Source organism: Rubinisphaera italica (assembly GCF_007859715.1).
GTDB classification, from domain to species: Bacteria; Planctomycetota; Planctomycetia; order Planctomycetales; family Planctomycetaceae; genus Rubinisphaera; species Rubinisphaera italica.
The window spans coordinates 1,376,252-1,402,371 of record NZ_SJPG01000001.1; the positions used below are offsets into that span (position 1 = coordinate 1,376,252).

The following is a 26,120-nucleotide window of genomic DNA, read 5'->3' on the forward strand; positions in this document are numbered from 1 at the left end:
TTTTATGGGTCAATCATACCTTCCCGTATTGCAAAGCGAGCAAGACGAACACGGTCGCTTAAATTGAGTTTCTTCATGATGCGATATTTATGACTGTCGACCGACTTGGCAGATAATTTCATCATTTCTGCGATCTCTTTCACCGTGTGTCCTTCGGCTAATTTACAGAGAACTTCCCGCTGGCGGGGTGTCAATCCGTTGCGATCTTTTTCCTTCGAACTTTTCTGATTCAACTGAAGCGTTCTCTGGTCAATTGATTTTGAGCAATAGGATTGTCCATCGATAACATCACGAAATCCATTGAATATTTCAACAAGTGAATCATTCAGATTTATTATTCCGTCAGGCTTTACTTCTCGAAGAGAATTCAATGAGAATTTAAGATTGTGTTGAATCAATATGATTATTCGGCTTGATGCATCCCACTCACGAATCTGAACAATAAAGTCATGAGTCAACCAGCCGTGAATTTTCGCGGTGAGCAAGATAATCGGCTCGGATGTTTGACGGAGTTGAGAGTGCAAGTCAGCTGGTTGTCGTACGTGAATGACGTTACCGAAGATTTGCCATGAGGTCAGTAAACTACGTATTGCCTCACCATGAAATTCCGTTTCCGTAAAGATTATCAGTGAATTGGGAGCTTGAGTTTCTGTCTGTGCTTGTTGATCAATTCTCATCACCGCTCGACTCTCTGGTATTAAATATAACGAGAGAGAAACTCGCTTTTGTATGTGTTGCTATTGATTGAGAGGTTCGTCTTGTTTGAATTTCTGTCGATGCACTGCGGGGCACAATTGTCATCGAATGTATCCAATGGACATGATTAACATTTTCTAAGGCATGTCGATGACGAACACGAATCCCGGGAATTGTCTATGACACATTCTGTCACATGCCATTTCTCAAGGAATGAGGCCAGTATGAATGAGACCACTGTGAATTGAATGAAATGGGAAAGTGCACTCAGGAAATTCACTCAAATTCGTGAAAACGATTTTTTGTAAGTCGCTACTTGAAGAGGAATCCTCGTAACTGCTTTAAGCGGACTAATCAAAGGAACTGGTCTATGAAATTTCAGTGTTTTCATTAAGAACTGTCGTGAATATGCCTCATTCTCTCAGAAAGTAACCTAGCCTTAATGAAGCAATGTTTCCTTTTTTCGACATTGAAAATGGAAACAGGAAATTCCAGGCAGCCCGATAGTAATAGGTACCGACATGAGAGTTTTGCTCGTTGATCGTTCAAAATCCTGGAGACTGGTTCAACAGCGATGCTTTCGGGGATTGGGAATTCGCGAAATAGTTGCTGTCGAGCGGGAGTCTGAAGCTTGGGGACTATTTCAGGAGCAGGATTTCGATATCGTTTTTATCGATATTAACTGGTCAAATCTCAGTTCGATTGAACTGATCACTCAAATCCGAAATGAACATCCGAACCTGCCGATTATTCTGTTAACCAGTGAAGCCGATCGATGTCACCTCGTAACGGCCATGAAAGCAGGAATCACAGATTATCTCATGAAACCCTGTTCGCCAGAAACCATTCAAACCAAATTGTCTAAATGGTTGGGATGCCTTGTGTAGTCAAGTGATTTGATTTGATTGACAAAAAACTGCTGATGGTGACCTGCAAGACTGTTGGAATGTCTTGAGAATGACCATCAGTCAAAATTAGGACTCAGCAGCACCGTTATGTCAGCTTGAAATATAGCCTGACACAGTGATGCGATATTATAGTGAGACTTGGGTATTAATATGTTTGATGCAGAAAAGATATGGAATTCCCCACAGTTGCCAACATTGCCAGCAGTGGCAGTGCGTTTGCTGGAGCTTTCGCGAAGTCCGGAAACGGAACTGAAACAAATCGTTGATCTGATCAAAACCGATCCCGCAATTACTGCTCGGATCCTGCAGGCGACGAACTCTTCCTTTTTTAGTTTCAATACCAAAGTGAACTCGATCGAACGAGCCGTAACGTTGTTGGGGACAACGGTCATTACCTCTTTGTCGTTGAGTTTTTCACTGGCAGATGAATCGATTTCCAGTGGGCCGATGCAGGACTTTTATCTTGATTACTGGAAACAATCGATTATCAATGCCGTAGCGGGCGAGGCTATCGGCAAGCGATGTCAGCCTGGCTTGGAATGTGAATATTTCATGGCTGGCTTACTTGTCGACATTGGCAGGCTGGCGATGCTCAAGGCGATATCCAGAGAATACTATCCGGTTCTGGTCACATACGAATCTCAGGAGCGACAACTCTTTAAAGTTGAACATGAATTTCTTGGACTTGATCATTCTCTGGTCTCTGGCAAACTTATTGAAAAATGGGGTTTGCCCGCTCCTATGGTGCAGGGGATCCGTCTCCAGCATTTTTCGACGCAGACCCTATTTGATGAGCTGACTCCGGGCAAACATGATATGGAGGCAGCGATAGTACTTTCCAACGCTGTTGGAGATTATTTCAATTCATCATCGAGTGGATTGGCAATTCAGCGGATTCGAGAAATATCCAGCCATTTCTTTGGCATGGATGGGGTGGAAGTCGATCGGTTTCTGGAGGAAATCCACGAACGAATGGAAGCTGCCGGAAATCTTTTTGACGTTGACATGAGCGACATCGATTCTCCCAGTGAAATCATGTCTCAAGCCAATCAACAATTGCTGGAACTGACAATGCGTGCCCGGAGTGAAACACTCCTGGCCAGCGAACAGAAAATGCAATTTGAACGGGAAAAACAATTGCTGGTTAGTCAGAATGAAGTGCTGCAGCAGAAAGCGACCACCGACACTTTAACTGGAGCTTATAATCGTGCGTATTTCGATGAAGCTTTTGAAAGTACAATTCGCGATGCATCGGCCCGCAGTCTGCCCGTTTGTGTGATCTTCTGTGATATCGATAAATTCAAGTTATTGAATGATACCTTTGGGCATAAATTTGGCGATGACGTCCTGAGACAGTTTGCAGAAGTCTTTCGTCGCAGTTTAAGAGCAGCTGATGTTTTTTGCCGCTATGGGGGTGAAGAATTCGTCGTAATCGTACATCGACCTACGGAAAAAGGTGTGGAGAAGCTGACAGAACGAATTCGCGATGCAATCGAGCAGGAAGACTTTATGCATCTCAATGAGAGGGTTCCTGTGACAGCCAGTTTTGGAACGACGATTATGATGCCTGGTCGGCAGGATAATGATTGTGGTGAAGAAATCCTCAAACAGGCTGACGAGGCCTTATATGAGTCTAAAGAGAAAGGCCGGAATCAGGCGCATCATCGTTGCTTGATTAATGCTCAGGAGCGAGAACTGATTAAAGCCGTCAATAATTTGAAATTCAGTCGCTGGCTCGTGTCGAATGAAATTTTAGACATCATGGCAGTCTCGCGAATCCTGCTTCAAGTTCCTGCAGATCAGCGATCGCTCGGCCAACTAGCCGTCGATTTCAAAATGATGGATTACGAGCAGGTTGATCAACTCACAATGGCTCAAAAGGCGAGTCCAAGAAAACGAATTGGCGACATGGCTCTCGAAATGGGATTTTTGACACCAGAAAATCTACATCTTCTGCTTTGCTGGCAATGTGAACCACCAGATCGCTTGATGAATTCTATGACGGCCAATAATTTATTCTCAGAGAAACGCAGTCGGGAACTCTATTCGCAATATCGAAAGTCAATCATGTCGACGATGGCAATTGCCCAATAGTAAATTCCACTCTGTTAACGAGTTGACTGAATCTAATTTGTGAGGACAAAAGTTAGATTTGTTGCATCTTGCTGCATGATTTTGCAGCTGAGGCACTAATAGCCGGAAGGCATATCGTCAAATTCTTAATCATTCTGGAGCTTTCGGTGCGGCGATCACTTGACGGAACTTTTAGATATCCGATGATTCCAAACCATTAGACAGGTACCGAGCAGAATTGAGAAAAAAACTGATGGAGTCAGTTTGAAATCATCAAATTAAAGATCGTTGTTAAATCCGATACACGTTCTTACATACGAACACAAGGAAAAATTCACCTGGTAAGGTTCCACAATCAAGCCAGGTGAATGAATACGGAATGCCAATTCGATCAATTAGAAATCGTATGACAACGTGGCATTGAAGTGCGTTACAGTTACTTGACCACCAACACTAAGCCCTCACAGGGCACCAGACCGTTCGCTGAATGGAGAGAATAGGTTTCAGGATGGAGCAATCGCATAATACGCTTGAGTCACAGCAAATACAGAAGAAAAAAGGCGTTCTTGTTGTTCTTTCCATGGTGCTGGCGACAGGTCTCTGGGTTGGATACGAAGTTTCAGTTGGTGATCAAACAGGGCATGCCGTTCCTGAGTCTCACGCGACTGAGGAAACTCATCATGGTGAGCATGCTCTGGAAGTTGGAACCTCGGAAGGGCATCAGCCAGACGGTCATAGTGATACGGCACACGATCATGACGACCATACTGAGCAAGACGACCACTCTTCTGCAGATTCGGCCGAGCATGCCGAGCATACTGCTGGATTAGCCCATGTTCCCGCCGCATACAGTGTGCTTCCTTTCGTGGCTTTGCTGCTCTGTATTGCAGTTCTGCCTCTGTTTCACAAAACCGAACATTGGTGGGAAAAGAACTCGAACCGTTTTCTTGTCGCTGCCGGCTTAGGCGTTATTACTCTGTTGTACTACGCTTTTGTCGATGGACATGGCGTTCACGATCATATTTCACATGGGCATTCTGATCCTGGAATACCGGCAGCGGTGACCGTGTTGAAAAATGCGCTCATGGCAGAATACATTCCGTTTATCACCTTGCTTTTCAGCTTGTATGTGATCACCGGTGGCATCGCGATTGAGGCGCGGATTGTCGGCAAGCCTTATGTCAATACGGGATTGATTGGCCTGGGAGCCTTGCTGGCCAGCTTTGTAGGAACAACCGGAGCCGCAATGCTCTTGATTCGTCCATTACTGTCAGCCAATGCCAACCGGCAATACGTTGCTCATACAGTCATTTTCTTTATTTTCGCAGTATGCAATACGGGTGGATGTCTGCTGCCGATCGGCGATCCCCCTTTGTTTCTTGGATACCTGCGAGGAGTCGATTTCTTCTGGACGCTTAAACTCTGGCCGATGTGGCTGTTTGCCAATCTGACTATCCTGGTTGTTTATTTCTTCTGGGACACAATGTTTGTGAGAAAAGAGTCGGCAGAGTCATTCGTAATCGAATCTTCCGATGCACCTGCATTGCAAGTATTTGGATCGCTGAACCTCCTCTGGCTGGTTGGGGTTGTGATTTGTGTCGCCACGCTTGATCCTTCCAAGCCATTTCCGGGAACATCTTTCAAGGCCCCAATGTATTTTCGTGAAATGCTGATGCTGCTCTTTACTGCCGCTTCATTATTGACGACGACCAGTGAGGTTCGCCGTAAAAACAGCTTCAATTATGATGCTATTGTCGAAGTGGCTGCGTTGTTTTCAGGAATCTTTATCTGCATGCAGCCTCCCGTGCAGATTTTAAATGTGTATGGAAAAACACTGGGATTTGATTCCCCGATGAAATTTTTCTGGGGAACTGGAACGCTGTCGAGCTTTTTAGACAACGCTCCGACTTATGTCGTCTTCTTCGAGACAGCGAAAACGATGGAACCGATCGGCAATACAGTCGCGGGGGTCTCCGAAATCTTCCTGGTTGCGATCAGTCTGGGAGCGGTCTTCATGGGCGCGATGACTTATATCGGCAATGGTCCGAACTTCATGGTCAAAGCGATTGCCGAAAAGAACAATATCCGCATGCCCAGTTTCTTCGGCTACATGTTTTACAGTGTTGCTGTTCTCGTACCGATTTTTCTGATCACGACATTGATTTTCCTGTAACAGCGAGTCAATGCCAAAGGTTAAGATCAACCGCGTACGGCAGGGAAACTACTTGACAGTATGCGATTTTGGACCATTGGCAAAGACTTTAAACGAATAATCATTGATTACAGAATGGCACACCCAGAACGAATTGATGGGCGAGCCACCTGAATTATTGCCAAAATGAAGTGAATCGGCACAGCACTCCTTCATAACAATGCTTGCTTATGACTATCAAATAGTTGTGCACAATGATTTAATTCAGCGGACGTTTGATCAAAATTTATTGAACTATGAATTGGATAGTCGGTGTTCACTGGTTAAACTTCAGTGATCATTGGTTTCATCCTATCTATTCATTTCCGTTTGAGAGCGTCTGTAAGACAGCCTCAAAGATTAAACAGAGTGTCGTTATGCCTAAGCTGGTAATTCTTCAGGGGGGTCAGGCGGTCCCACATCTGCTGCCTGAAAACGATGTTGTCATTGGCCGATTGCCAGAATGCGATCTGCAATTGGACTCAAATATGGTTTCCCGTCGCCATGCCAAGGTGTCTTATTCGGGAAATGCTTTTCAACTTGAGGACATGGGAAGTGGTAACGGTACGTTTCTGAACGGGAAGCGGATCGAAAAAACGGAAGTCCTCACTCATGGAGATCGTTTGAAGCTGGGGCCAATTTTGCTTCGCTTTGAAGACGAGGCTCACTCAAAAACGGAACCCGAAGCCGAGACATATGATGATCATGGTGATTTCGGTGTCGATGTTGATACGGAATCGGAATCTGGAACCATCATGGGGGTGGTTGATAATGCCTCTGGTTTCGGCTTGCTTGATGTTCGTCCAGAAGTGAAGCTGAAAGCGATCATCGAAATCAGCCGAGCTTTGGCAGGCACGACGGAAATCGAGAAGTTACTCCCTAAAATTCTGGATACTCTTTTCGGTATTTTTCCTCATGCCGATCGGGGGTGTATCCTGATCAAGAATGAAGAAACCGGGAAAATGGTTCCCCGGGCGATCAAGCATCGTCATAACACGGGTGACGATTCTGTCAAATTGAGCAAAACCATTCTCAATTCCGTTCTGGAAGAACGTAAGGGGATTCTCTCAGCCGATGCGGCGACAGATGCTCGTTTCGAAGCCAGTGAGTCAATTTCCAGTCTGACGATCCGCTCGATGATGTGTGTCCCGCTCCTCGGTTTATCGGGCGAGCCCCTGGGAGTTATCAATATCGACACTCAGAATCCGATCAGTCAGTTTCGACAGGAAGATCTGGATTTGTTGCTGGCAGTTGCTGGTCAGGCCGCTTTGAGTTACGAATCTGCGAAACTGATGGTCTCTTTTGCAGAGAAGCAGAAGCAGGACAGCGAAATGCAAATCGCCAGAAGTGTCCAACACGCATTGTTGCCCGAAGATTTCCCTGTGATACCTGAGTATGAGATTTTTGCCTCCTACGAATCAGCACAGGAAGTTGGTGGCGATTACTACGATATTATTAAACTCGATGACGATAACCTCTGCCTGGCATTTGGCGATGTGGCGGGCAAAGGTGTGCCGGCTGCCCTGGTGATGTCTCGACTTTCGAGTGTGGTTCGCAGCACGATGACATTCGTCAAAGATGCTCGTGAAGCAGTGTGTGAAATCAACAATCACATGTGTGCCAAAGCGGTAGAAGGACGGTTTGTCACTTTTGTCCTCATCGTTTTGAACCTCAAGGATAATACGATGACCTGTGTGAATGCCGGCCACATGTCGCCGATGATTCTGCAGGCTGATAAACAAGTTGTCGAGTTTTCTGAAGATTCCGTTGGAATTCCAATTGGGGTGCTCGAAGATTATCCTTATGAAGTGGTTTCCTACAGCATCAAACCAGGCGATATTTTGACAATTTATACGGATGGTGTCAGTGAGGCGATGAATTATGAGAATGAACTTTACGGCATGGAGCATTTGCGAAACTTTGTGAAGCAGGCAACTCCCAATGCGACCGACTTGGGTAAAGAAGTTCTGGCAGATGTGAAAAGACATGCTGCCGGACGTCCTCAGAATGATGATATTACACTGATGTCATTTGGCCGTAAGTTATAATCGAGTCATGAACCGCATAAAAAATGCCTCAGCAACACTTGTATGTTGCTGAGGCATTATTGTTTTGAGAATAGTATTGCCACACAGGTTATGTCTGACGTTGTTACTGACTTAAGTCAGGATTGACGCGAGAGAATAACCAGACGTTGCAATGTGTCAGTATCTTGAGTTCCTAAATGGGACTCGTCAATAAAAGGAATGCGGGCTGCTTCGATCAATTTGATCAATTCGCTGCGATTCATCGCTTGAACATCGCGATTGGACGAATTCGCAACAGTGCTGTTTGCCTGCGAGAGTTCCATCGACGAGATCATGTTAGAGATTCCTTAGGATAATGATTGATTAAATTGTTTAATTTGTTGCGTTTTGACAGTGAATTGAGTGAGGGGAGCCATTTGGAATTATGTTTAATCTGCAAAATTCGAACGACTGTTAACGAACTCAAACCCAAGCACTTTGTGCGCCAAAATGTTGAATGAACAAGAAATTGTTTAAGATCTTCTCGGGCAGCCGATCAGAAATTGTCTGTTGAGGATTGGAAGAGTGTGTCGGTGAGTGAACAAGAACCAGTGAATTCCAAGCGAATTTCACTACAACGCTTGAGATTCCAGAGTCCTCCCGCCATCATCAATGTGGGCTGATTTCCAAAAGGTTTGGTTCTTCTCATTTTCTGCCGGGGGATCCCGGATATTTAATTGTCGGAATGACAAAGGAGTCCTTAATGCGTGTCAATTTTGCACTTTGTGCCCTTTTTTTAGTCAGTCCATTAACGACGGTGTTTGGTGGAGTTCAGGCTAGTATTGAGACTGATCAGCCCAATATCGTCTTCATATTCACGGATGATCATGCTTCTCACGCAATGAGTTGTTATGGCTCTAAAATTAACTCCACTCCCAATTTGGATCGGATTGCCAACGAGGGAATGAGGTTTGACAATTGTTTTTGCACCAATTCGATTTGTGGACCCTCCCGGGCAGTCATTTTGACGGGTAAATACAGCCATAAAAATGGATTTCTTCGCAACGGCAATAAATTCGACGGTACGCAACTGACTTTTCCCAAAATGTTGCAGATGGCAGGTTATCAGACTGCAATTATTGGCAAGTGGCATTTAGGTGAGCATATGCATCCGACGGGCTTCAATTATTCAGAAGTCCTGGTCGGACAAGGTCCCTATTACAATCCAGTTATGCTGCGTGATAATCATGGCGATGGAAATCGTGAGCGGAAGAAATACACGGGATACACGACAGATATTATTACCGATTTGGCCATGGAATGGCTGAAAGAGGGCCGGAATTCCAATCAACCTTTCATGCTGATGTTTCAACACAAGGCCCCACATCGGGAATGGTGTCCCGGGCCCGATTATCTGCATTTGTATGACGATGTTGAAATTCCTGAACCAGACAATCTGTTCGATGACTATTCCGGTCGTGGCACCGCTGCTCATTCACAGGATATGTCCATCGAAAAAACGATGACTGCTCGCGATCTGAAACTTGTCCCTCCTCCTTACCTGAATCAGGAACAGTTGAAGGTCTGGAATGAAGCGTACGAGCCTAAAAATAAGAAGTTTGAGATGGCAAATCTCCAGGGCAAAGAGTTGGTGCGCTGGAAGTATCAGCGGTACATCAAAGATTATCTGCGTTGTATCGCCTCAGTCGATGACAATGTCGGTCGTGTTCTCGACTACCTGGATGAGTCTGGACTGGCGAAAAATACAATTGTGATTTACTCCTCTGATCAAGGTTTTTATCTGGGGGATCATGGCTGGTTTGATAAGCGATTCATGTATGAGGAATCTTATCGCCAACCACTCCTGGCTCGCTGGCCGGGACATATCCAGCCGGGGAGTGTGAGCAAAGAACTCGTTTCCAATGTCGATTTTGCGGAAACATTTGTCGATATTGCCGGGCTGGATCAACCCAAACAGATGCAGGGGGCGAGTCTGCTACCGATAATGGAAGGCGAGACTCCCGAAGACTGGCGGCAAGCTCATTATTATCAATATTATGAGTTTGAGGAGAATCAGAAAACGGCTCACATGGTGAGACGACATAGAGGGGTGCGTACTGATCGTTACAAGCTGATTCACTTTTACAATCTCGATGAGTGGGAATTGTACGATCTTGAAAAAGATCCCAATGAGATGCAAAGCGTCTACGGTCAGCCTGAGTACGCTGAAGTGCAGAAGCGACTTGAATATGAGTTGAATCGACTGGCTGAAGAACTCGAAGTTCCCGACGATACGGGTTCAGTCTCGAAGAATCCTCCTTCGCTGGGGAAACTTCCTCCCAGGAAGCCTCGTGGTAACAAAAAGAATCCCAAATCGTAATCAAAAGCTTCGTCGAGCAGGCTCTTCATTGTTAAGAAACTCACGGCCAAAAAACTATCGGCTCAGCCGATAGGAAATCAGTTTTTCTACGACTGCGTATTATTTAGACTTGGGGATTCTGTTGGGAGTATTGTGGTTCACTTTGGGATGCGTGATTCCAGCCTTTTTGGTCTCGCTGATTGTTACCCGGCAGATGATCAAATGGGCTCCCAATCTGGGGCTGGTCGATCAACCCGCTGAGCGGAAAGTGCATGTTACGCCGACTCCCCTCGGAGGTGGTGTCGGGATTGTCTGCGGAGTGATTATCCCTCTGGCATGCGCTCATCTGGTGATCTGGGCTATCTCTCATGGATATTTACCCCAATCACTCATTCCCGGCGATTTGAAACTGCATTTGCCGGGTGCATTATACCGCGCTCCGCAGATGTGGGGAATTTTGACAGCCGGACTGGTATTGAGCATTGTTGGTCTTGTTGACGATGTCCATCCGGTCTCCTGGAAGTTTCGGCTGATGATTCAATTCATGGTGGCGATTGCAGTGATTTGTGCTGATGTGCATGCCACTGTTTTCGTCTTCTACACTCCAGTCGGCTGGATAGTGACAATCTTCTGGCTTGTTTTACTGATCAATTCGTTGAATTTTCTCGATAATATGGACGGCTTGACGGCAGGCATCAGTTTGATCGCTGCGCTCATGTTTGCGATCATTATGTTGTCGCAAACTTCAGAACCCCGCTGGCTAGTTGCGGGAATGTTGCTCGTCATTGTGGGTTCCTGTGCCGGGTTTCTCATCTGGAACTGGACACCCGCGAAAATCTTCATGGGAGATGCCGGGAGTACATTTCTCGGGTTGATGCTGGGATGCTTAACCGTATTAGGCACGTTTTACGATGAAGCCAGCTCTGATACGCATGTCATGTTGGCGCCATTATGTGTACTAGCCGTTCCACTTTACGATTTTATCTCAGTCATGGTGATTCGAATAAAACGTGGACTCAGTCCAATTGCACCAGATAAAAATCATTTTTCACATCGCTTGGTCGACTTGGGACTCTCGAGGAAGAATGCCGTATTAACCATCTATTTGTGTACTTTAACGACAGGAATAGCCGCATTACTGCTCTATCGACTCCCCGGTTGGGGATCTGCCTGGATGGTTATTGCAATGACAGTTTGCATCCTCATGATCATCTCAATTCTGGAGACTGCAGGTCGTAGAGCAGCGCGTGCTCGACAGAAGGAGCATCGGACTGAATTACAGATAGCCTCACAGAGTGAGGGCCCGGTCGATTTGCAGGATCAGAAATGAGATGAAACCTACACCATCAAAACCGCATCGGGAAGGTTTGCAGAAGTCAAAAGCCGTTCCTGGTTCCGATGATCAAAAGTTTCCACAAATCCCGAACCAGTCTTATGGGCTGCCGATCTTTTGGTGTTTGGTCAATGCACTGATCTGGTGCCAATTGTTTCTGCCCGCGGAGTCAGTTGGCCAGGGGGATCTGGTGCTAATTCACAGTTGCTGGTTTGGCATTCTGGCTATTGCTGGTTGGGGAATTTATAAATTTTCAGATCAACCTCTGGTATTTGACGGTATTGATCTTTTTCTCAGCTTATTGTGTGCTGGTCCTGTGCTCTCATTTTTTTCGATGTGGATTACCGGTGGGGAATTACGAACCGGGTTGTTTTTTGTTTGGGCATGGCTGGCGACTGCGATTACCGTTCTGTTAATGCGACGGCTGATTCCTTTGTTCTCCATCAAGTTGCCGGTTGTGATTGTGCTCGGCACGGCCTTGTTGATGAGTTTTCTGGGGATCTATCAACATTTCTACTTTTATGCATCAGCTGAAGCGGAAGTCTTGCCTCTGATCGAAAATTATCAGAGAGCTGTCCAGAATCTGGAATCTTCAAACAATTCAGAATTCGCGAGGCAACGCGCCCTTGAGAAGAAGTCCGCGGTCGAACGTGAACTGTCTCGAATGGGAGTTCCACGGGAACCGCACGCTCAGCAGATGTTCGTGCAGCGATTGAGAGACAGTCGAGAACCCTTCGGCTTTTTTGCTTTGGCAAATACCTTTGGTGGGTTTCTGGCACTGGCACTCGTGCTGGCGATGGGTGTCGTTATGTATCGGGCAGTCGATTCTTCCAACCGAATACAGTTCGTAATCTCGATTGTGGTCTGGGTTTTTCTAGCTTACTGCCTGATCCTGACAAAAAGCAGGACAGCCTGGGTAGGAAGTTTCATCTGTCTGGCAGGCTTACTTGTTTTTCATATTGGACGAGTCAAATACACAGGAATCGTGCTTGTCAAATACCTGGGCGCAGGTATTGCTGTGATACTGATCATCGTTGGGATCGCCTTCTGGACAGGAAGTCTCGATCTCAAAGTGGTGATGGAATCGAGTAAGTCGTTAACTTACCGCCTCGATTATTGGAAATCCTCTTGGGAAATGCTTCAGAAACATTTTGTCTTTGGTGCAGGACCGGGGAATTTTAGACAGCATTATCTGGAATTCAAACTGCCCCAGTCCAGCGAGGAAATTCTGGATCCTCATAATTTGTGGTTCGATGCCTGGAGCAATGGCGGACTCATTTCACTGTTCGGAATGGTCGGCCTAATTGTTTTTGGAATTATTTCGCTGCTGAGAAAAAATGCTCCCGGAAACCAGCTGCAATCTTTAGAACTGAACTCTTCTACACAAAGCGTGATCATAGTCGCCTTTTTGTCGGTCGCGATCTCGGGATTATTGGCTCCTCCGGAAACGGTTCGTTACTTTGAAGAAACAGGTTTCTGGATTCTGGCGATGATATTGTCAGCACTATTAATGAATTGGCTGGTGAAGAACTGGAAAATCCCGGACACCGTCCTGGTCTGGGCAGCTCTTTCGATGGTGATTCATCTGCATGGAGCTGGCGGATTTTCAATGCCAATTATCCTGCAGTTGATATTAATCTTTGCCTTTTCAACGAGGCCAATTCGTCCAACTTTGCATGTGAACCCACGGTTGTCTGGATTTTTGATGCTGGGAACCGGTTTAGCAATGTTCGGGATGAGCATTCCCAGTGTCATCCGACCTCGTCTGGCGGAATCGGTCGCGATGTCGAAATTGCCACAGACTCAATCGTCCTCGTCTTACAGGCGAACGATTCAGGAGTGGATCGTCGTTGATGGCTGGAATCCGAATCCCTGGTTTCAACTGTCCAGTCAGTTACGGCAAGAGTCACGGCAGTCAGATGATCCTGAAAAATTACAGGAGGCTTGTCAGATGCTCGAACAGGCGATTTCCCGTGATCCTGCGACATATCAGTATTTTGCAGAACTGGCGGCCTGTCAATATGAATACTACCAGCGGGCTGGCTCGATACAATCGCTTGATGCGGCAATCGAATCTCAAAAACAAGCGGTAAGCCGATACCCCACCAAACCAGAGTTACAGGTTCAGCTGGCAGATTATTTCTTGATGGCAAATCGAATTGAATCTGCGAAAATTGCTGCTGCAGAAGCGTTGAGGTTGGATCAGATCAATCATCAATTCGGTCATACGGACAGATATCTTGATGAGATTCAATTGAAATTGCTGCAGGAAATTATGGAAACGGCAGGATCGGTTCCAACATCTTGAGCAAATTGACGTAAATAATAGTGCGGGAGAAGTTCCGAATTGATGACTTATTGAAATCGGTTGGTTGCGGGATAAGAACCTATTAGACTTGGGTAGTACCGGTAATGGAAATCCAGGTCATTCTAACTTCTTATGTTGCGGTCGAGAATTTGCATGTTTAACAGGTTGAAAATGATACAAACATCTCACACGGGCTCTTCGGTCATCGTCTGTATAATGGGACTGCTGTTTTTGGTTTCGAGTGGCTGTGAAGAAAAAATTGAAGTTGCCGAGCCGAAAAAAGAAATTCAGATTGATCTGACCGGACCACAACCCAAAGTCGTTCTCGAAGAACCTCTCTATGAGTTTGGCAATATGGAAGTGGGCGAAACTCTCAGGCATGATTTTGTGATTCACAATGATGGCGAAGGGACGCTCACACTGGTGAAGGATCGCTCGACATGTAAGTGTACGATGGCGGATTTTGAAGAACGGGATGTGCCGCCGGGAGAATCGACAACGATCACACTGGAGTGGATCGGGAAAGCCGAGGATCCCAATTTCAGTCAGGCTGCCTACATCAAAACGAACGACAACACTGCAAAAGAAATTGCTCTGACTGTAGCCGGGCGCGTCGATAAAACTTTTGAGATCACGCCGGCTGGGATCTGGAATCTGGGGGAATTGAATCGTGATAAACCGACCAGTTTCAGTGGAAAAATTACTTCGCGAGTCCTCGATGATTTTGTGTTTAAGGATTCAGAAACGAGTAATCCTCTGGTCAGTGTAAAAGTTATTCCGATGACGCCAGAGCAACTTAAGGAAGACGATGTCAAAGCTGGGTATTTGATTCAAGGCGAAGTTCAACCAAACTCATCAATTGGCGAGTTTGAAGCCTCGGTCACACTGAAAGGGATGGCCAAAGGAGAAGAGCAGAGCGGTTTCTTCAGCATCAATGGTTTCTATTCCGGTCCGATTCAGATCGTTGGGCCTGCGGGATGGAAAGCGACGGAAATGTTGCTGGTGATGGGACGCATGGAAAAGGAAGAAGGAAAAACGGTTAACCTTTCCATGTTCCTGCGGGATAACGAAAATGGGCCGGTTGAAGTGCTTGATGTAAAAGCAGAACCTGATTTCTTCACGTTTGAAATGACAAAAGATGAAAATTTCAAAGCTGAAAATCGTGAACGATACAAAATGAAAATCTCAGTTAAGCCCGATTCTCCTCCACTCAATTTTGATCGAGACAATCCCGCTCGCCTTGAAGTGACAACAAATAATCCCCTTATTGGGAAGATGAACTTCAAAATTCATATCTTAAGTTATTAAATCATTGATCTGAGGTTTTCTGATCGAAGTGATTCCAAAACTCGATTTGCCTCGTTTGCGGGAATACCATAAGATGCATTCTGAAGAGCATTTCCATTCCATTCCTCTTCAATAAGAAGAATGGAATGATCTGCCGCCATTATATGTGGTGAGATCATGGGAATCCGAGGACTTCATTAATCGACAAAGGAATGTGATCTGATGCTGGAAAAACAGGCATCCCGGCAGAAATTCAAATGTCTGCCTCTATTGCTCATACCGGTTATTGCTGCTGGCTGTTGGATGATGGGGTCGGAAGATTCTCCGCCTGCCCAAACTTCCAATGGCAATGAGGGAGAGAAGGATGTTCGTTCCACGAATGGCAGTCAGTCGAAAGAAATCGTTGCAGGCTGGAAGGCTCCCCAATTTGCCCTGGTGCTGACTGGTGAGCAGAAAGGCTATATGGAACCTTGTGGCTGCTCGGAAACTCAATCGGGCGGCATTTCACGTCGAGCAGATTTGTTCCGTCAACTCAGGGAAGATAAAGGCTGGGAAGTTGCTGGGCTCGATCTGGGAGATTTCGTCAAGCGGAGTCGAAGACAGGATCAAATCAAATTCGGTGTCATGCACACGGCTCTGGATGACATGGGCTATGAGGCGTTGACCCTTGGGCCAGCTGATTTGAAATTGCAGGTCGACTATCTCTTTTCCACGATGTCGAATGCAGGCGATTTGCCTTACGTCTCCGCGAATGTGATCTTCTATGACACACCTGATATCGGCAGCCCTGCTCGTTTTCGCGTGATCGAACTCAATGGTGTGAAAATTGGAGTCACGGGAGTGCTTGGTTCGAAGTTCGCCTCGAAAATCTTCCCGGAAGGGGATAATTCTGCGAATGGCCTGTTACGCATCGACGACCCAGTTGCCAGTCTCAAGCCGATTGTCGCAACCTTAAAAGAGCAGGGATGTGACATTTTGTTTTTATTATCACAGGCTTCAAAATCGGAAACGGAATTAATTTTAAAAAGTATTCCTGATTTCGATCTCTGTTTGTCTGGCGGTGGACCGGAAGATCCAAATGGATTAACGGAAACTGTTGGTAAAACCGTTGTCATGGAAGCAGGACGCAAAGGGAAATATGCAGGAGTGCTGGGGTATTTCCCGGACGAGGAAAAAAAATTCCGCTTTGAATTGGTCGATCTCAATAAGGATCGGTTCAAAAGAACACAAGCTATGGAAGAGCATATGGCCTTCTATCAGGATTTGCTTCGCGAGCAGAACATCGTTGAATCAGAGCCTGCGGTGCCCCATCCTTCGGGGTACACGTTTGTCGGCTCTGAAAAGTGCGGGACCTGCCACACCAAAGCCTATGCGAAGTGGAAGTCGACGAAGCACTCTCATGCGACCGAGACGTTAATCAAGGGGGAAGAGAACTATTCGGAAACAGAATGGATTTCACGCATTAATGATCCAGAATGTTTGGCTTGTCATGCTGTTGGCTGGAATCCCCAGGAAGTCTTTCGTTTCGAAGGCGGCTTTGTCAATATGGAAGATACGCCTCACCTAACCGGTCAAGGCTGTGAAAATTGTCACGGCCCAGGCAGTCATCATACAGAAATGGAAGCCATTTTTACTGAAACTCGACAAAGTACACCTGAAATTATCGCTGCTCGTGAGGGCATTAAGGTGAATCTTGTGACCGCTGAAAAACAAGTCTGTAACAAGTGTCACGACTTTGAAAACAGTCCGAAATTCAACTTTGTGAAATACTGGGATAAAGTGATCCATCGCGGTAAGGATTAAGCAAGACCGCCAACGTTCATTTTGTGGGCCATTTCAATCGCCCCTGTTTCATATCAATAATAATCGAATCAAAAGTTTAGTCTCTTCCATGTCTGTTTTACCTCCAGAATCTATCAAAGCCCAGATATCTACTCAGGTGCTCGAAATGACCTGGCAGGAGCAAGAGAAGCCCTTTGCCATTCCATTTCGCGTACTCAGAGGTTTGTGCCCTTGTGCGGTTTGCGTGAATGAAATGACGGGCGTGCGGACCTATTTTGTGGACGATGCCCCAGAAGATATCCAGCCAGAAAAAATGGAACTGATTGGGAATTATGCCGTGAAAATCCTTTGGAGTGATGGTCATACCACAGGGCTTTATACGTGGGAATACCTGAAAAAGATTCAACGAGAATCGCAGAGTGAGAGCCAGATTACTGATGCACTATGAAGTCGAAGTAAAATATCCTATCGAGAATTTCGAGGCACTGCGGAAAATAATTCTCGAACGGGGAGCACGCTATAAAAAAACAATCGAGCAGGAAGATTTGTACTTTGCGCATCCGTTGCGAGATTTTTCAGAAACAGATGAAGCGTTCCGGATCCGCCGTGTCGGTTCCAAGAATATGGTGACCTACAAAGGACCACTCGTCGATCAGGAGACGAAGACACGTCAGGAAATTGAAGTTCAGCTGGCAGATGGCCCGGAAACACTTGCGGGCTTTGAAGAAGTCCTGAAGCAATTGAGTTTTCAGCCAGTTCATCGTGTTTGCAAATCGAGAAATATCTTCATCTTAAATGAAGCGGAACGAGAATTCGAAATTGTTCTGGATCATGTTCGCGAACTGGGGGATTATGCGGAAATTGAGTCACAAGCCGAGGAATCTCAGGTCGACGAAGTTCGCGAGCAAATTCTTGAGTTGGCGAAATCGTTGTCATTAGGCCCGCAGGTCGAACGCAGAAGTTATCTGCGGTTACTGCTTGACAAGAAAAATGCCAATACGTGACAATATAATTCTACTGCAATATTAAGAACGAATTGAATTTGAGTGACTTATGAAACAATGTTCCGTCTGCTCCAAACCAGCCGTATATCATGTTACGGTATTGAAAAATGGAGATGTGAAGGAACTGCATTTTTGTGAAATGCATTTCCACGACTACATGGAAAAGCCGCAGGCGAAATCCCCGGAAGAAGCCTTTGTCGAATCGCTGCTGCCGGACTCAGACCTGGATGAAAGAGCCGCTGAGGACGAACAACTCATTTGTCCCAATTGTGGGATTTCCTACCGCGAGTTTCGGGAAAAAGGGCGATTCGGTTGCCCTCACGATTATGAAACTTTCCGGGAAAGGCTCCTGCCTCTGCTTGAAAATATCCACAACGATACCGTTCATCATGGCAAATCGCCGAAACGGGCACCACTCGACAGTGGGAATCAACTGCGGTTGATTCAGTTGCGTAGAGATTTGACCCGGTCTGTCGAGCGTGAAGAATATGAGCAAGCTGCCAGTATTCGGGACGAAATTCAGAAGATAGAAACCGAACTGGAAAATTCAGATTCTGAATGAATTGAGTATCGTTATGGGACTTTTTGCAGGAACTGAATTTGATCGTCCGCCACGCTGTGAGAAATGCGAGGAACTGGAGTCGGAATGCGTCTGTCCTCCAGAAGCAAAAGCTGTCACTCCGCCTGGTTCTCAGAAACTGAAAGTCTTCACAGAGAAACGTAAACGAGGCAAAATGGTGACCGTCGTCTCAGGACACGCCAATGAAGACGATGTTGTTCAATCCCTGCTCACAAAGCTGAAATCACTTTGTGGAGCAGGTGGAACACTCAAAGAGGGCAATATTGAAATTCAGGGTGACCATGTCGACCGTGTGCGAAAATCACTGATCGAAATGGGATACAAGGTCACCTGAATTTTCAGTGAGAGTTCTATTCTTCAAGGACTTTCAGCTCAACTTTTCGAAAATCGATGGGATGACTTTCTGATTGTAGAGAAATTGTCCCACCGGAAAGCATGATGTCTCCCGCTTTTTCTGCAAGTTCTTTCGGGTGGGCATCCCGTTCATCCAATTGTGGCTGAGTGTATTCGAGTACGGTTTCGCCATTGATGATGTGCTTCATCACTTCATTACCTCGAACTTCGACTTCGACGGTCACCCATTGATCTCCGTGAAACGTCGGTGATGTTGAAGAGGTGCAGTGAGGTTTAAAGAGTTTGCCATCCATCACAACATTCGTGCCTGGAGTGCAGAGGTTTGCTGTTGTTCGTTTGTCTTTGCCGTTACCACCCAGAAATTGAACCTCAATGGAAACGGGAAAGTCCTGATCAACCCCCATTGTTTCCGGAGCTTCTCCATGCAGCATCGCCCCACTGTTTCGGAGTGCCCAGCCTTCGCCTTCCGGTGCCTGATCACCAACAAAGCGGTATTCAACACGCAGCACATAATGCGAGAACGGTTTGTTGTAGAAAATATGCCCGAATTTGCGATCGAATTTGTCATACTGATCGTAGCGAACTTTCATCAGTCCATCTTCAACCCGAAACGTGTTCCCAAAGTTTTCGCCGAGTGGATAGCCTTTGATTTTGATTGTCCAGTCGGAAAGATCTTTACCATTGAAAAGGGAGATCCATTTTTCGTCGGCTTTTTTCTCAGCCGCAAATGATGGTGCTGTAAATGTTGCGAAGACGAGCGCGAAAGTTAGTAAGATTCTAATCATGATTTTCCTCTCATTTGGTGTCAGATCATTCTGCATTGATGCTTTATTGTGAACCTGTCAGGGGCGTTCGGCAAGTCTGTAGCCTAAGACTTGTAAAAAGGTTATTTGAACACCGATTGCAACTTCATGTTGAGGCCGATGGCAGAGTACGGTAATCTTCAACGGAACTGGAATGTTTCTGCAAAAATACGGGATATTTCCCAATTTGCATTATGCGAAATGACGGGCTCATGCACAAAAATAATTTCTGTTGCCTGCTGATGCTGTTGGCGATCTGTTCGTGGAGTCATCCTCTATTTGCTCAAGATTACCGGATTTACACACGGATTTTCCATCAGTCTGAGGCTACGCCTGAAACTAAACCCGAAGTCATTGCCAGAAGTTTAACAATCTGGCATGCCGGAAAAGCTTACGACTGGATCGATCAGGTCGGCGAACTTGTTATTTACGATCCCACTGAGCGTCGATATACGATAATCAGCGATCCGCATAAGCTCGGATGCACTGTCGATTTCAGTGAATTGCGTAATTTTCAGAAGGTCGCTCGTGCGAAGGCTCAGGAGTATCTGGAAGATTTGTCAAAGTCGCAATCGACCCAGGCGGATCGGGAAATCGCAAAAATCCAATTTCAACTCGACCCTGATTTTATGGTCGTTCCCGAATTGGAAGGCAGCAAGATTCGATTTGAATCGCCGGTCATGGCTTATCGCATCGAAACGGTGGTTGCTCCCAATGTCGATACGGCTGAAGCTTTTCGCCAGTATGCCGACTGGGCCGCTCAACTCAACTATGTTCTGCATGGTCAATCTCTCATCCCTGGTCCTCGGTTGGTTGTGAATGAAGAATTGCGTCAGCGAAATTTGATTCCTGTTCGAGTTCAACTGTCGTTGAATGACGAAGTCGGTACCAAATTAACAGCCGAACATAATATTCAATGGGATCTCAGCCAGACTGACCGGGAACGCATTCGTGACTGGCAGGCCGTGCTTCAGGATCCACAATATGAATATGTGGACTTTCAGAAGTACCAACGGACCGTGTTGCAGGATTAATTGATCATTCCAAAGTGACAGAATCTGAAAACTCTAATCATCAATCTGCACGACGCAGTCTCAGGAAAATCATTTTCTTTGTGATTGTGATGCTTCTGATTCCCATCCTCCCATTTGTACTGTTGGGAGATGCTTTTGAGTCGAGTTTGCTGGCAGGACTGAAAGCGACCACTGAATCTGGCTATGCAGGTCTCGTTCTGTTTGCTTTGCTCGCAGTCGATATCTTTTTGCCCGTTCCTTCGAGTGGTGTATTAACCTATGCCGGTTCGCAGATTGGATTACTTTCGACAGTTCTCTGGGCGACACTGGGGCTGAATGTTGGTTGTGCGATAGGTTATGAGTTTTCCCGTTGTGTCGGCCCTTGGGTTCTAAAACGCTTGACCTCACAAGTCGACAGAGATGTTGTGGATGTATTTATCGGTCGCTGGGGAGGCCTGGTAATCCTCGTGACGCGTCCACTGCCAATTCTGGCAGAAGCTTCCGTATTGATCGCAGGTTGCGGGAAACTGCAGCGAAGTATCTTTTACAGCTTGATGACGATCAGCAATCTGCTTATCTGCATTGTCTATGCGGCGATTGGAGAATGGTTTGGTCAGAATGAATATTTTGGATCCATCGTACTTGCCTCACTATTTTTGCCTTTAGCGGCAACATTGTTACTGAAACGAATCATCCAGCGGACAAATCAATTTAAATCACATAAATCTGGTCCCATGGCCTGAAACTACTCTGGCTGAACAAGTTCAAATGTTGCGATAACCGGGAAGTGATCGGAGTAGCCGATGCGTTCTTTGTAGTCGTCGATGGGGAGTGGGATTTTCACGCCGTTGAAGGCCCGGCGGTCATTAATCATGAACTTCGGCCGGTGCACTTTCGTACTTTTCCAACGGAGGATATCGCCCTGTTTGGCAGAGGAATTGATGAGCACCTGATCGAAACAGTCCAGGTCCATATTGTTTTCATCGCGGTTGAAATATCCGATTGTCCAGCGAGCATTTTCAGGAATGCTGAGCATTGTATTTGTCAGACCCTGTTGTTCGAGATATTTCAGGGACTGATTCTGTGGCGTATCGTTAAAATCACCGACCAGGACGACAGGAACCGCCCGACCTTCGTATTTTGTGATAATCTCTTTCACACAAATGGCGGAGGCCTTTGCACAAGTCATACGAACATCTTCATGACTGCCATCTCTACGGCTCTTCCAGTGACAGACGACAACGTAAAACGGAGTTCCCTTCGAGGCAAATCTTGCGACGAGTAAATCGCGGGGAAGATCTGGAATATCGACACTGCGGACCAGAAATGGAAACCGGCTGATAATCGCACAATCAATACCACGAGGGTCGTCTCCTTCGAGCAGGGCGTAATAGTCGTATCCGTTCTTGGAAAGATAACCGGTGACCAGTCGCTTCAGAATGGAAGCATTTTCGACTTCTGCGAGTCCAATGATATCTGCATCGAGGCTACGAATGACTTCTGCATCTTTGCCAAGTCGTTCCTGAACTGAACTTGGGGAATGTTTTTCATCATAAGGAAGAAGAGGATCGTCATGCTGATCGAGCAGGTTCTGAACATTCCAGAAACCAATCGTAATTTCCTGAGCGGGCGATTGTTGCGAACAAGCCGTTAATGCAAACAGCGTGATCAGGCAACTCAAGAGGAGCAATAATCGTGACATGAAGCATCCAATCAATCTTATGATTGCCAAAACCGTTTATTAATAAGGTCGAATGTTCATCCACTCGCGGAACAAGAATTCGAGCCGAATAGCCAGCAGAGCGATGCGGCCCATGACGGTCATGCCGAACATCGCACCGAAGGTCATCATCAGTATCCAGATTCCGAATTTCGAAACCCCGGCGACTGCTCCTTTATGTTCGATCGAGAAGAAGAAGTAGACCAGACAGGAGAGGATGCTGACAATCATGAAGGTATTCTGAAATGATTGCCAGTAATCAATACCGCTGTCCGTGAAGACAATTAATGGAATGAAACTGTTTTCGATCTGACTCAAGAAGTCCGCTTCCAGATACGCAATCATTCGCAGGCCGGCGGTTGTTCCAATAATGAATGCCAGAGGCCAGAGTGAGATCCAACTCATGCTTGGGACAAGTCGCATCAGGAGCATGATACCCAGAATGAGCGGGACGATATAATAAATGCCAGTTGCTTCCAGTTCGGGAGACAAACCAGGCATGGCCCATTGTTGAATGAGTCCCGGCATGAGTTTGGCAAATAGATTGGGCACAAGTGTCGTCCAAAGTCCAACAACCATGTAATAAGCTGCTGAAACACCCACGACGGTCGATTCCGCAACCTTGTAAAATGGATTATCTCGATACATGAACGAGAAAATACAAAGCGTAAAAACAGCAGCGATCCATAAACCTGCGGTGCGGTCGTAGCTGACTTGAGCGATTCCCGCTTTGCGGTCGATCATGTCGGCTTTGACCCATTTGCCATCAACCTGTTTCACATATTCACGGCCCGCACTTTGCGAAGGATCGAGAAAAGTTCTCGAAACCGCCATGGCGATCATCGCCAGAATCAGAATTGTCCAGACAGTCCGTTCTGTCATTGCACTACGACTTTCCAACACTCAGGATTTAGTACGAGAAGATTGCAGAAAATATAAGGTATTCCCTGCGAGGATCAGGAAAATCATTAACAGGTGAGCCACAAGTTGAGGTCCCATCCTCCGCCTGCCTTCCTGATATACGGCTTTTGGTTCGCCTTTGATATATTTGCCCACCACGAGCGTCTCATATTCAGCCGCTCCCTTGATAGCGCCGAGCAATCCGATCAATTGTTTCGGGACATAGGGATATAGGTAAGGAGCCTGCACACCGGTAACACCGGCGACGAGGTTAATTTTGTCGGGGAAGGGGGTTTTGGCATATTGCACCCACTCTTTACAGCCGGGATAACCTGCCGAGACATTGATGAGCAAATCCATATCCTGAATGCTTTCCACTCCCTGACACATCGGGATTTGATCGATATTCGTACCACGTGCATCAGTCGAATAAAGTTCACGCAGGTTGGTGATAATGACTTTAATCACTCCCTCATATCCAGGTTTGAAGCCCAGGTCGACGTAATCTTCTCCATATACGAGGTTTGGAAAGTCCGTCAGGATGACTCGTTGAATCGCCTGTTGAATCATCGGTGGTCCACCGGGGTAGAGTGTCAGAAAGTACATTTTGACTTTCTTTTTCGCACAATGGAGCACGAAAGATGTTGCCATCGGGCTCAGCTCGCCTTCGGAACTCGGATCGTAATCGAGCGCCAGCAGAACACGGTCTCCCTCTTTGAGTCGTTCGACTTCATCAAAGACATTGATTGCCTGCTGCGTGGGGGTTTCCGGAAATTCCAGACCGAGCAGAATAGGAATCGCGACCGCGAGTAACATCGAAAGGAAGACCCAGCGACGATCCAGATTGGCCAGTTTGTTAATGATGGATTGTTTCAAGGAACTTTCTCAGCTGTTTGAACGGGTTTCGTGTTTACTCTCACCTCTAATCACTCGTCTCTCACCTTTTATTCATCTCCTGAACCCAGATAGGAGCGATCGACTCCCAGCAGGATTTTTAGAGATGTTGAAACGATCCCAAGTGAGATCCCAATCATGATCGCTCGATTTCCTGCTGTATTGATAACAGACATAATAAACATCGTAATGTTCTCAATACGAAATGCAGAAAGGGATTCTGGAAGCCAACTGGTCAGCATGACGCCAGCAAAGGTTCGTCCAAGTAGAATGATGAATGCAGTACCGAGCAGAAGCAACGCTTCGAAGTTTTTGGCACGGAAGGCTCGGAAGGCAGCCGAGGCTACATAAAATGCCAGCAGCGAAAACATCGTTGCTGTCAGCGGTTTAAACGCATACTCGTACGACCACCAGAACGGTGAGCCGACCGCGATGTATTCTCCTGACCACGGATATTTAACGCGATGGGATTTGACCATCAGTCCGTACATCTGCTCCTGCCAGTTGTGCTGCTCGCGATACCCGGCCAGTAGGAATTCAAACTGTTCTTCGGAAAGAGTTTCTCCGCCGGTGATCAACGCGGAGGCGATCATTCGGTTTCGCATGGGAATTGTGGGAGTTTTCTGAAGAAATGACTGCAAAGCGGCTTCCTGCGCAGGCAACCAGTCTCCAAGTGTTGAGAGTGTTTCACCCATTGCGGCCAAATTGGTTGCAGGATTGGAAGTTGATTGCTTGATGAAATCTTCCTGGGCAGCATTCAAAGTGACATCAGGTTTTGTCGGTTGGACGGTCAACTGCAGATTCTTTTCGCCAGCCTGCATTTCGGCTAATAATTCACAGGCTGATTTTGTGCGTTCCTGCCGGACGCCTGCATCGTTGAGGACGGCGATCAGCTGATCGGCAGTCCAGTCGCTTTTGAGTAATCCAGTCGTTGTGTTCTTCTGCACGTCCGTCAAACCACCCGGCAGAGCGGCTAGTTCATCGACGTATTGTTGGATCTGATCTTCAGTGAATGGTCGGGTTCGTGGAAACACATCGGCAAGGGCGGATTTCATTTCCGGGCCAACCGGTCCCATGACATCCATTGTATTATCCGTGAGGGTAATCCGATCCTGATAGTTCTCTGGGATCTGAAAATTCGCGGGAGGAGTCGAGATCGGATAACTCGTGACTGCTCGACTGCGTTCGACAAGCCGGTCGGTCGCCTGTTGCCAGGTTTGGGAATCGGAGATGCTTCGCAGATACGTTTCCTCCTCTTCATTGAGAGAGCCGGAAACGGAAAGGGCGCGATGGTCTGCCAGATAGCGGACCTCTCCTGCCAGTTGATCGGAAATCGCCGCGAGATCAGCCAGTTGTTCTATCGAACATTGCCAGTCGAGTTTCTGATGCAGATTCAATAAGTCCTGTCTCTGCCCGCCGTTCATCCAGCCACGAAAACGAAGTTGGGTGATCGTTTCGTTATCCGTTTGCGCAGAAAATTGCTGGCGGACGGAAGCCGGTATTTCTTCGTCTAATAATTCAGCAGACAAATCGACCGGCAATTCAAAGGTCAGTTCCTCCGGCATTTGTTCGACAGTTAAATGCGCGAATGTCTCACCATAAAACTCCTGATCACTCCCAGGGCTGATGCCCAGTTTGAATAATCCGACACCGAGCGTCAGCAGAAAGGTGACGACGGTAATTAGCGAATAAGCCCAGCCTTCGGATTGATCGCTGACACGTCGCAGATGAATTTTGAGCAGATTTCCTCCGCCAAGAATGAATGCAATCGCAGCGAGGATATCGAACCAGACCGCAGCCGTCTCACCCCAGCTAACTGTTGCGGGAATGAAGGCGGTGACAATCAGAACGATGCCACAAATCGCGGCTATCAATAATGGAACCGTACGTCTCACTCGTTCAGGCTCCT

At 46.6% G+C, this 26,120-nt stretch carries 22 protein-coding genes; 15 read left to right on the plus strand and 7 right to left on the minus strand.

Annotated elements, in window-relative coordinates; translation table 11 throughout:
- Positions 1 to 2: 2 nt before the first annotated feature.
- Entirely contained in the window at positions 3 to 677 is a 675-nt protein-coding gene (locus Pan54_RS05270; RefSeq protein ID WP_146502517.1) for a response regulator transcription factor, read from the minus strand.
- Positions 678 to 1,217: 540 nt separating this feature from the next.
- Here Pan54_RS05270 and Pan54_RS05275 point away from each other — a divergent pair.
- The 4 genes from Pan54_RS05275 to Pan54_RS05290 all read left to right on the plus strand — a co-directional run bounded on the left by Pan54_RS05275 (position 1,218) and on the right by Pan54_RS05290 (position 7,916).
- Positions 1,218 to 1,583, plus strand: coding sequence for a response regulator (locus Pan54_RS05275; protein WP_146502518.1), 366 nt, complete (start codon positions 1,218 to 1,220; stop codon positions 1,581 to 1,583).
- Between the two features lie 207 nt (positions 1,584 to 1,790).
- Entirely contained in the window at positions 1,791 to 3,698 is a 1,908-nt protein-coding gene (locus Pan54_RS05280) for a sensor domain-containing diguanylate cyclase (RefSeq protein ID WP_165441594.1), read from the plus strand.
- A gap of 487 nt (positions 3,699 to 4,185) precedes the next feature.
- Positions 4,186 to 5,850: a sodium:proton antiporter gene (locus Pan54_RS05285; protein WP_207310043.1), complete on the plus strand. Its 1,665-nt coding sequence runs from the start codon at positions 4,186 to 4,188 to the stop codon at positions 5,848 to 5,850.
- Positions 5,851 to 6,245: 395 nt separating this feature from the next.
- Positions 6,246 to 7,916, plus strand: coding sequence for a SpoIIE family protein phosphatase (locus Pan54_RS05290; RefSeq protein WP_146502520.1), 1,671 nt, complete (start codon positions 6,246 to 6,248; stop codon positions 7,914 to 7,916).
- Positions 7,917 to 8,032: 116 nt separating this feature from the next.
- Here Pan54_RS05290 and Pan54_RS05295 read toward each other — a convergent pair whose 3' ends face one another.
- Positions 8,033 to 8,230, minus strand: coding sequence for a hypothetical protein (locus Pan54_RS05295; protein ID WP_146502521.1), 198 nt, complete (start codon positions 8,228 to 8,230; stop codon positions 8,033 to 8,035).
- Between the two features lie 407 nt (positions 8,231 to 8,637).
- Here Pan54_RS05295 and Pan54_RS05300 point away from each other — a divergent pair, with 407 nt between their 5' ends.
- The 9 genes from Pan54_RS05300 to Pan54_RS05340 all read left to right on the plus strand — a co-directional run bounded on the left by Pan54_RS05300 (position 8,638) and on the right by Pan54_RS05340 (position 18,861).
- Complete coding sequence (locus Pan54_RS05300) at positions 8,638 to 10,254, plus strand: sulfatase family protein (RefSeq protein WP_146502522.1); 1,617 nt, start codon at positions 8,638 to 8,640, stop codon at positions 10,252 to 10,254.
- A gap of 151 nt (positions 10,255 to 10,405) precedes the next feature.
- Positions 10,406 to 11,563, plus strand: coding sequence for an MraY family glycosyltransferase (locus Pan54_RS05305; RefSeq protein ID WP_242631224.1), 1,158 nt, complete (start codon positions 10,406 to 10,408; stop codon positions 11,561 to 11,563).
- Between the two features lies 1 nt (position 11,564).
- A complete protein-coding gene (locus Pan54_RS05310) occupies positions 11,565 to 13,874 on the plus strand; it encodes an O-antigen ligase family protein (RefSeq protein WP_146502523.1) in 2,310 nt (769 codons plus the stop codon).
- A 171-nt stretch (positions 13,875 to 14,045) separates the two neighbouring features.
- Entirely contained in the window at positions 14,046 to 15,182 is a 1,137-nt protein-coding gene (locus tag Pan54_RS05315) for a DUF1573 domain-containing protein (RefSeq protein WP_165441595.1), read from the plus strand.
- Positions 15,183 to 15,383: 201 nt separating this feature from the next.
- A complete protein-coding gene (locus Pan54_RS05320; RefSeq protein ID WP_146502525.1) occupies positions 15,384 to 16,964 on the plus strand; it encodes a multiheme c-type cytochrome in 1,581 nt (526 codons plus the stop codon).
- 88 nt (positions 16,965 to 17,052) lie between these two features.
- A complete protein-coding gene (locus Pan54_RS05325; protein WP_146502526.1) occupies positions 17,053 to 17,391 on the plus strand; it encodes a DUF971 domain-containing protein in 339 nt (112 codons plus the stop codon).
- On the plus strand, positions 17,363 to 17,947 hold the full coding sequence (cyaB, locus tag Pan54_RS05330) for a class IV adenylate cyclase (protein ID WP_146502527.1): 585 nt from the start codon (positions 17,363 to 17,365) through the stop codon (positions 17,945 to 17,947). The genes Pan54_RS05325 and cyaB overlap by 29 nt, the downstream gene beginning before the upstream one ends.
- A 49-nt stretch (positions 17,948 to 17,996) precedes the next feature.
- Entirely contained in the window at positions 17,997 to 18,509 is a 513-nt protein-coding gene (locus tag Pan54_RS05335) for a UvrB/UvrC motif-containing protein (RefSeq protein WP_146502528.1), read from the plus strand.
- 13 nt (positions 18,510 to 18,522) lie between these two features.
- Positions 18,523 to 18,861, plus strand: a complete 339-nt coding sequence (locus Pan54_RS05340; RefSeq protein WP_146502529.1) for a translation initiation factor — start codon at positions 18,523 to 18,525, stop codon at positions 18,859 to 18,861.
- A 16-nt stretch (positions 18,862 to 18,877) separates the two neighbouring features.
- On the opposite strand, the gene Pan54_RS05345 is transcribed toward Pan54_RS05340, so the two are convergent.
- Entirely contained in the window at positions 18,878 to 19,666 is a 789-nt protein-coding gene (locus Pan54_RS05345) for a 3-keto-disaccharide hydrolase (RefSeq protein WP_146502530.1), read from the minus strand.
- Between the two features lie 230 nt (positions 19,667 to 19,896).
- Between Pan54_RS05345 and Pan54_RS05350 the strand changes: the two genes are divergently transcribed.
- Together Pan54_RS05350 and Pan54_RS05355 are read left to right on the plus strand one after the other, a co-directional pair.
- Positions 19,897 to 20,718 carry a hypothetical protein gene (locus Pan54_RS05350; protein WP_146502531.1) on the plus strand — a complete coding sequence of 274 codons (822 nt, stop codon included), beginning with the start codon at positions 19,897 to 19,899 and terminating at the stop codon, positions 20,716 to 20,718.
- 14 nt (positions 20,719 to 20,732) lie between these two features.
- Positions 20,733 to 21,440 carry a DedA family protein gene (locus tag Pan54_RS05355; RefSeq protein ID WP_146502532.1) on the plus strand — a complete coding sequence of 236 codons (708 nt, stop codon included), beginning with the start codon at positions 20,733 to 20,735 and terminating at the stop codon, positions 21,438 to 21,440.
- 2 nt (positions 21,441 to 21,442) lie between these two features.
- Here the strand turns inward: Pan54_RS05355 and Pan54_RS05360 are convergent, their stop codons facing one another.
- The 4 genes from Pan54_RS05360 to Pan54_RS05375 all read right to left on the minus strand — a co-directional run bounded on the left by Pan54_RS05360 (position 21,443) and on the right by Pan54_RS05375 (position 26,106).
- Positions 21,443 to 22,399, minus strand: coding sequence for an endonuclease/exonuclease/phosphatase family protein (locus tag Pan54_RS05360; RefSeq protein ID WP_146502533.1), 957 nt, complete (start codon positions 22,397 to 22,399; stop codon positions 21,443 to 21,445).
- 39 nt (positions 22,400 to 22,438) lie between these two features.
- The gene (locus Pan54_RS05365) at positions 22,439 to 23,299 is read right to left on the minus strand and encodes a hypothetical protein (protein WP_146502534.1); all 861 of its coding nucleotides are present in this window, start codon (positions 23,297 to 23,299) and stop codon (positions 22,439 to 22,441) included.
- Between the two features lie 21 nt (positions 23,300 to 23,320).
- Positions 23,321 to 24,193: a hypothetical protein gene (locus Pan54_RS05370; RefSeq protein ID WP_146502535.1), complete on the minus strand. Its 873-nt coding sequence runs from the start codon at positions 24,191 to 24,193 to the stop codon at positions 23,321 to 23,323.
- A gap of 68 nt (positions 24,194 to 24,261) precedes the next feature.
- Positions 24,262 to 26,106, minus strand: a complete 1,845-nt coding sequence (locus tag Pan54_RS05375) for a hypothetical protein (protein ID WP_146502536.1) — start codon at positions 26,104 to 26,106, stop codon at positions 24,262 to 24,264.
- Positions 26,107 to 26,120: the final 14 nt, after the last annotated feature.

Coding starts and splice junctions, on each gene's coding strand:
- Pan54_RS05270 (WP_146502517.1), bottom strand. CDS start 677: ATGAGAATTGATCAACAAGCACAGACAGAAACTCAAGCTCCCAATTCA.
- Pan54_RS05335 (WP_146502528.1), top strand. CDS start 17,997: ATGAAACAATGTTCCGTCTGCTCCAAACCAGCCGTATATCATGTTACG.
- Pan54_RS05275 (WP_146502518.1), top strand. CDS start 1,218: ATGAGAGTTTTGCTCGTTGATCGTTCAAAATCCTGGAGACTGGTTCAA.
- Pan54_RS05310 (WP_146502523.1), top strand. CDS start 11,565: ATGAAACCTACACCATCAAAACCGCATCGGGAAGGTTTGCAGAAGTCA.
- Pan54_RS05315 (WP_165441595.1), top strand. CDS start 14,046: ATGATACAAACATCTCACACGGGCTCTTCGGTCATCGTCTGTATAATG.
- Pan54_RS05350 (WP_146502531.1), top strand. CDS start 19,897: ATGCACAAAAATAATTTCTGTTGCCTGCTGATGCTGTTGGCGATCTGT.
- Pan54_RS05345 (WP_146502530.1), bottom strand. CDS start 19,666: ATGATTAGAATCTTACTAACTTTCGCGCTCGTCTTCGCAACATTTACA.
- Pan54_RS05285 (WP_207310043.1), top strand. CDS start 4,186: ATGGAGCAATCGCATAATACGCTTGAGTCACAGCAAATACAGAAGAAA.
- Pan54_RS05360 (WP_146502533.1), bottom strand. CDS start 22,399: ATGTCACGATTATTGCTCCTCTTGAGTTGCCTGATCACGCTGTTTGCA.
- Pan54_RS05325 (WP_146502526.1), top strand. CDS start 17,053: ATGTCTGTTTTACCTCCAGAATCTATCAAAGCCCAGATATCTACTCAG.
- Pan54_RS05365 (WP_146502534.1), bottom strand. CDS start 23,299: ATGACAGAACGGACTGTCTGGACAATTCTGATTCTGGCGATGATCGCC.
- Pan54_RS05340 (WP_146502529.1), top strand. CDS start 18,523: ATGGGACTTTTTGCAGGAACTGAATTTGATCGTCCGCCACGCTGTGAG.
- Pan54_RS05295 (WP_146502521.1), bottom strand. CDS start 8,230: ATGATCTCGTCGATGGAACTCTCGCAGGCAAACAGCACTGTTGCGAAT.
- Pan54_RS05300 (WP_146502522.1), top strand. CDS start 8,638: ATGCGTGTCAATTTTGCACTTTGTGCCCTTTTTTTAGTCAGTCCATTA.
- Pan54_RS05320 (WP_146502525.1), top strand. CDS start 15,384: ATGCTGGAAAAACAGGCATCCCGGCAGAAATTCAAATGTCTGCCTCTA.
- Pan54_RS05290 (WP_146502520.1), top strand. CDS start 6,246: ATGCCTAAGCTGGTAATTCTTCAGGGGGGTCAGGCGGTCCCACATCTG.